Consider the following 294-nt stretch of genomic DNA (forward strand, 5'->3'; position numbering starts at 1 on the left):
ATCGCTTTCCACCAACTCTAGGTGCTGCTTTTTGACTGACTTTAGCAGCCTTTGCTTTAGGTTGTGATTTAGCCTTCGTAGGAGGAGCTGTAGTCTTCTTGGCAGCTTTAGTTGATTTCTTTTGTTCCTTTGCCGCCTTAATGGCCTGTTCTCTCTGCGCTTTACGTACTTCAGGCTTCATATTACGCTTAGCCATAATGTCACTAAGTGAAGCACCAACAATCGCACGTTGGAACTTTTGGGTCCTTCTAGTACGTTTCTTTGCTTGTTCTTCCTCTTCGCCCGTCGCGGAGG

At 46.3% G+C, this 294-nt stretch carries 1 protein-coding gene; it reads right to left on the reverse strand.

Going from position 1 to position 294, the window contains the following annotated elements:
* Positions 1-294 (reverse strand): hypothetical protein (locus F0U47_RS22990; RefSeq protein WP_223162870.1); only part of this gene is annotated, 294 nt, incomplete at both ends.

It is taken from the genome of Nocardioides antri (genome assembly GCF_008373765.1).
In the GTDB taxonomy this organism is placed as follows: Bacteria; Actinomycetota; Actinomycetes; order Propionibacteriales; family Nocardioidaceae; genus Nocardioides; species Nocardioides antri.